The organism is Desulfobacter sp., assembly GCF_050177295.1.
The window spans coordinates 1-6,571 of the sequence record NZ_JBFXHE010000251.1 but is presented as its reverse complement, the minus strand read 5'-3'; the positions used below and the strand labels follow the sequence as shown (position 1 = coordinate 6,571).

The following is a 6,571-nucleotide window of genomic DNA, read 5'->3' as shown; positions in this document are numbered from 1 at the left end:
GCAGCCTGATCAAAGCCTTGATGTGATCACAGCCTTTCATGTCATTGAGCACCTGCCATTTGAAAAACTCAATATGCTGATACATGAAATTTACCGGGTACTCACCCATGGCGGATCTGTTATTTTAGAAACCCCCAACCCCGAGAATATCCATGTGGCCACCCATATGTTTTACAGGGACCCCACCCATAAAACCCCGGTCCCCAAGGAATTGAGCCGGCATCTCCTTGAATTCAACGGATTCAAGGAAATAGCGGTGCATCCTCTCCACCCCTTTGAGGATACCATGCGCGTTCCGGAGGACAGTGAAGTGGCAAAACGTTTTAATTCAATGGTTTACGGCGCCACAGACTATATGATAACAGGGACAAAGCAGCCGGCAAAAAAATGACCATTGCCATTCATCAATATACACCGGCCATCACCAAAGCAGACGGTGTCAGCAACAGCCTTTTTTTCATTAAAAGAATGCTGACCTCCCTGGGGTATGAATCTGAAATATACGCTGATAATATAGATCCGGAATTAAAGAATCTTGTCCGACCAAGGCGCACCTATCAAGAAAACAGCAACAATATCCTGCTACTCCACCATGCGGCGGCCCAGCCCGACCCCGGGTGGTTTATTAGTCTGGCCGACCGTCTGGCAATGGTTTACCATAACATCACCCCGGCCCATTATTTTGAAACCGGAACAGCCCACAGCAATGCAACGAAACAAGGCAGGGAACAGTTAGCCGGCTGGCAGGGTCTGTTTGACGGCATCATCGCCGATTCGGAATATAATGCCCAGGAGTTAAAGGGCTTGGGGTATGAAAACGTACATGTCATCCCTTTGTTAATTGATTTTGAAAACATAAAAAAAACCACTGAGTCCCGGCAGATCACTCACCGGCATGAAACCACTTTTAACCTGCTGTTTGTGGGCAGGATCTGTGAAAATAAATGCCAGCACGATCTGGTCCACGCACTGGCCCGGCTGGGTAACAAAAATGTTCACCTGTTCTGTGTGGGAGGAAACACCAGCCCCCCTTATCTGAAATATATTAAAAAGCTGGTTGCAGGCTACGGCTTGCAGGAACAGGTCCATTTACCCGGGAAAGTCAGTGATCAAGACCTTTGGGGATACTATCATGCAGCCGATCTTTTTGTCAGCTTAAGTGATCATGAAGGGTTCGGCATCCCGCTCATAGAAGCCTCAAGCATAGGGCTGCCCGTCGTTGCCTACGACAGCAGCAATATCAGACACACCCTTGCAGGTTCAGGTCTTATTTTATCCCACAAAAACAGTGCCGATGTTGCAGCGGTATTGCAGCGCCTGATGACCCAGCCGTTATGGCGCCACAGATTGGCACAAGGACAGCAGGCAAACCTTTCCCGGTTTGACTTTGAAAATTTAAAAACCGGTCTCAACGCATTTATAAATTCACTGCTGTCCGGCACCCGCAATACCATTGATCTTCATCACCCCGCCGCAGATAAAAAAAGCACCCTGAAAATAAGCTTTGAAGGACCGTTTGACTCCAATTACAGCCTGGCGCTTGTGAACCGTGAGCTTGCGCTGGCGCTTCAGGATCAAGGTTTCATCCTTGAGCTTCATTCCACCGAAGGAGGCGGGGACTTTTCTCCGGATGAAAAGTTTCTTAACTATTTCCCCCGGATTAAAAAAATGTGGAACCGTGGCGTCAGGCAAGAAAAAGCGGATCTGGCCATCCGGAATCTTTTCCCCCCGAGGGTCAGCGGGATGAACGGCGCTTTGAAAATTCTTGCACCCTATGCATGGGAGGAATCGGTTTTTCCCGGGCAGTGGATTGATTCATTCAACATTCAGCTCCACCTTGTGGGGGCTGTATCCGGTTATGTTGCCCGGACCTTGAAAAATAACGGCATCACCGTACCCACGGTCACCATGGGAAATGGGGCTGATCATTTAAAAGAGGTCGCGCCGGAACCGCTTCCTTTCGGGTTTCCGCCCGGATATACCCTGCTGCATATTTCTTCGTGCTTCCCCCGGAAGGGCGCGGACCTGCTGCTGAAAGCCTTTACTGCAGCTGATTTCGGGGCCCGTCCGGAAGTTACCCTTATTATCAAGACCTTTCCCAATCCCCACAATAGAATCCTCAGCCAGTTGGACAAAGCGGGGTGGGTAAAAGAACAACCGTCTCAGTTGTTCTTTTATAACGGTACAATGAACAGCAAAAAGAAAATACTTCTAGTGGAAGATGAACTCTCCCCGGGTCAACTTGTTTCCCTGTACCGGCACAGCGATCTTCTCGTGGCGCCCAGCCGTGGAGAAGGCTTTGGGCTGCCCATGGCCGAAGCCATGGTGTTCGGCCTGCCGGTCCTCACCACGGGTTTTGGCGGGCAAACAGATTTTTGCAGCCATGAAACAGCGTGGCTGACGGATTATAAATTCAGCCGTGCCAAAACCCACATGGCACTGCCCGATTCCGTTTGGGTGGAACCGGACCTTGGGGATCTGACCAGGCAAATGGAACATATATCCCGGCTGCCTGCTGAAAAAATAACCCGTAAAACCCGAGCCGCCAAAGAAAATATCCTCAAAAACTACGCCTGGCGACAGGTTTCAAAACGATTGACCCAGGCAATTAAGGCCCTGGACCATCAGAATTGTCCAGCCACAGAACCGCGCATCGGCTGGGTAACGACATGGAATACACGCTGCGGCATCGCATCCTACTCAAAATACTTACTCCGTTGTCTTTCTGTCGGAAAAGTGACGGTACTTGCAAACAACGCCCTTAATCTGACTGAACAGGATGGACCTGAGGTCATCCGCTGCTGGGAAGCGGACGAAAAAGACAACCTGCAGCAACTGGTTCATAGAATTGTTGCTGCTGGGATCACGGATATCGTGATTCAATTTAATTTCAGTTTTTTCAATCTAAACGCATTATCCGGCTTTTTAGATACCATGAAAGGATATCAAAAACGCTGTTACCTTTTTTTACACTCTACGGCAGATGTCCTGCCCCCCCACCTCCCCAAATCCCTATCCCAGATAAAATCATCACTGATTAATACCCACAGGCTGGTCGTTCATTCCGTTCACGACTTGAATCACCTGAAATCCATGGGTTGTGTTGAAAACGTGATGCTCTTTCCCCATGGCGTGGATGTCAGTTCCCATACATTGACCCGTACAGGGGGCGCATCGTTTCCTGCACCCGATCATCCTCCCACGCATCGACCTGGGGCAGAGGTGGATGAAAAACTGATTGCGGCCTACGGCTTTCTGCTCCCCCACAAAGGCATCCGGGAACTGATTTGCGCCTTTGAAATCCTGAAAAAAAAGGACCCGGACCTCAAGCTGCTTCTTTTAAACGCGCTCTATCCGGCCGCCCCAGCTTCAAAAGAGGAACAAAGGCTGCGCCTGCAGCAGATCAAAGAGAGTCCATACGGCAATGAGATCACCATGGATAACGGGTATCTGGAGGGAAAAGAGATTTTTAACAGGTTGTCCCGGGCGAATGTCATTGTTTATCCCTGCCAGACCACCCAGGAGTCTTCCAGTGCGTCGGTCAGGGCGGGGCTGGCCACCGGCCGCCCCATCGCAGTCACCCCCCTGGATATCTTTGAAGATGTGTCGGACGTTGTCTATACCCTGCCGGGGACAACACCTGAACACATGGCCCAAGGTATTGAAACAATGATCAATAATCGTGAAATATCCAGTCGCCTGATGTCAAAACAAAAACAGTGGCTGTTGTCCCACGATTGGCAGGTACTGGGAAGACAATTGGGGAACATCATTAAAGGATGTGCTGTTAGCCTCCATTGACATGCAACTTGGGCGTCAACCGGATAAGGCCTGCAAAAAAAGGCTCATCCCCCAATACGGTTTCAAAGACAGCACAGCCATCAACCCAATGCACACACTGGTCAACATGGCTTGCACCGGTGTGGATTGCGGCGGTAATGGAGTATTTGCCAGGTCCCAGGTTAAACTGATCAAATGAATAGACAATATCCATTGTCCGCCCCTGCTGAACATCAATCTTTTTTTTCAGATAATGTGAGTTTGTGCCGTAAACGTCTTGTCCGAATCGATCCCGTATGACAATCCCCAGGGTTAAATCTTCCATGGATGCCTGCCCTTTAAGGGTTATTACAATGTCCGCCGGTTTACCGCTGATGAGGATCTTTGTCTCGTTTTGATGCTCATCTTTCAGTGTCACGGATTCGATCAAAACCTGCCGGCTGCCGTACCCGTTGAGTGAACGCCCTGCCCTGACATCATCATTTGATACAGAACGCCGTGCAATATGGCAATTATAGGCATTGATGATGGTTTCGGGTTCTCCATATTCAATTGCTGTGCCGCGATCCAATAATATCGCTTTATCACATAAAACCTTTACGGCATTCATATCGTGAGAAACAAACACAATGGATCCCCCGCCCGCCTTGAACTCCCGTATCTTCTGCATACATTTTTGCTGAAAATAGGCATCTCCTACGGACAGGGCCTCATCCACGACAAACGCCTGGGGTTCGGCATGAATGGCCACGGAAAAGGCCAGACGCATGATCATGCCCGAAGAATATGTTTTAAGGGGCTCATGGATAAAATCCCCCAGCTCCGTAAATGAGATGATCTCATCCAGCTTCCGGTTAATTTCCGGCCTGGAAAGCCCAAGATATGTTGCATTATGAATAATATTATCAATGCCTGAAAATTCATGGTTGAATCCGGTACCAAGTTCCAGCAGCCCCGTTATTTTGCCCGATATATGAACTGTCCCTGTGTCCGGTATCAGAATGCCTGTGAGAAGTTTTAAAACCGTTGATTTACCAGCCCCGTTTTCTCCGATAAGCCCAAGGGTCTCCCCCCCGGGAACCGTAAAGCTCAGGTTTTTAACCGCATCAAATTTTTTGTGGCGGCACTTCCTGAATATAATCTCCTTAAGCCGTTCCGATGGCTTGCGGTACAGTTTAAACGTCTTTGATATATTTTGAACTGAAATCATCTTGCCGCGTTCCTGTATACATCAAGGGTTTGATTGGCAGTGGATTCCCATGTAAAGCCCAGGGCGCGCTGCCTTCCTTTTTCCGCCAAAAGGGTTCTTGCCCCTGTGTCATGGACAACAGTTTCAATGGCCTGGGCCAGTTCACTGCTTTGCCGCGGATCAATTAAAACGGCCGCATCTCCCGCCACTTCGGGCATGCTGGAGACGTTGGAACAGATAACCGGACAGCCGCAGGCCATTGCCTCCACAATGGGAAGGCCGAACCCTTCGTATAAACTTGGATAAATCAAGGCCTGGGCGCCTGTGTAAACGGCCCTTAAATCATGGTCCGGGATATGACCTGTCAGATAAACCCTGTTTTTAAGGTTTTTATTTCTGATTTTCTCAAACCAGGATTTTTCACCCCATCCTTTCCAGCCCACAAGGACAATGGGGATATCGGTTTTTGTTTCCGCCAGGGCATCCACGAGAAGATCAATATTTTTTCTGGGTTCAAGGGAGCTTACAAACAGCAGATACGATGGGGGCAGGTTGTACTTTTGCCTCACCGTTGCCACAACGTTCTTATCCGCAGGGGTAAACACCGGGTCCGCAGCCAGCGGTACAGCCGTGACCATGGACGGATCCACCTTGAACTCGCTGATGATCTCCTGCCGAATAAATTCTGAAATAGTCAGGATGTGCATGGCATACCGCAGTCTTGTTTTTATAAAATATTCAAAAAAAAGCACCCGCTCCTTTGGATGGGTCTCCTTATACCGGCGCAAAGAGAGATCATAGATGGAAAATACCGTAGGGACCCTTGTCAGCTTTGCCGGTGAAAAGGCTGTTTCATGGTAAACCGAAAACCCGGGTGTCTGGTTCCGACACACCCTGTTCAGGCAATACTCATACTTCATCCACCGGGCAGCCCTCACCCCGAAAATTACATGGTCAGGCAGGTACCTGACAGCTCCCACGGTTTTCTGCCACCGTCCGGCGTCTGCCATGGGCGGCATGGCGTCCACAACGCAGCTTCCGTTAAAATAACGGATATCGGCCCGGCCCATGCCATGGATGGTGTGGTATAAGTTGCGCAGGTACCTTGCAATGCCGGTTAAAAGTCCGGTCATGGGTATTGCGTTAACCAAAATTTTCATAGAAAATCCCTTATATCTTTTTCCAGATACCGGAGCATCAAAAAGGAAAAAAACAAAATCAGGTGGGTAACCACAGCGAGTACCCAAAGGCCTTTAAATGAAGGGTATGAATGAAATGCAAATATTTTGTGGTAGGCATCTATCAACCTGAACGCCGGATTGTACATGATAATTTTTCTTACCGGCTCAGGAAGAATATCAACAATATAAACAATGGGCGTAAACCAGAACCACAGCTGTAAAATCACCCCTGTAATTTGACGCACATCACGGATAAAAACATTTAAAACCCCTGCAATCAACCCAAGCCCCAGCGCCAACATCTGTTGGAGGTAATACAAAACCGGGAGCAGCCATAACGACATGTGAAATTCATAACCGGTACACAAAAGGATCAGAAAAAAAACCAGCATGGATATGACATAGGTAATGGTTTCAGACA

At 48.8% G+C, this 6,571-nt stretch carries 5 protein-coding genes; 2 read left to right on the top strand and 3 right to left on the bottom strand.

The genetic code is table 11. From position 1 onward, the window contains the following. On the top strand, positions 1–391 hold a 391-nt coding region (locus AB7U36_RS15870), incomplete at its 5' end, for a methyltransferase domain-containing protein (protein WP_428160680.1). Beyond that, positions 388–3,801, top strand: a complete 3,414-nt coding sequence (locus tag AB7U36_RS15865; RefSeq protein ID WP_428160679.1) for a glycosyltransferase family 4 protein — start codon at positions 388–390, stop codon at positions 3,799–3,801. The genes AB7U36_RS15870 and AB7U36_RS15865, both read left to right, overlap by 4 nt. On the opposite strand, the gene AB7U36_RS15860 is transcribed toward AB7U36_RS15865, so the two are convergent. From AB7U36_RS15860 to AB7U36_RS15850, 3 genes are all read right to left on the bottom strand, one after another. Further along, positions 3,788–4,990: an ABC transporter ATP-binding protein gene (locus tag AB7U36_RS15860; RefSeq protein ID WP_428160678.1), complete on the bottom strand. Its 1,203-nt coding sequence runs from the start codon at positions 4,988–4,990 to the stop codon at positions 3,788–3,790. The genes AB7U36_RS15865 and AB7U36_RS15860 overlap by 14 nt on opposite strands. After that, the gene (locus AB7U36_RS15855) at positions 4,987–6,129 is read right to left on the bottom strand and encodes a glycosyltransferase family 4 protein (protein ID WP_428160677.1); all 1,143 of its coding nucleotides are present in this window, start codon (positions 6,127–6,129) and stop codon (positions 4,987–4,989) included. The genes AB7U36_RS15860 and AB7U36_RS15855 overlap by 4 nt, the downstream gene beginning before the upstream one ends. Continuing rightward, positions 6,126–6,571 (bottom strand): ABC transporter permease (locus AB7U36_RS15850; protein WP_428160676.1); only part of this gene is annotated, 446 nt, incomplete at its 5' end. The genes AB7U36_RS15855 and AB7U36_RS15850, both read right to left, overlap by 4 nt.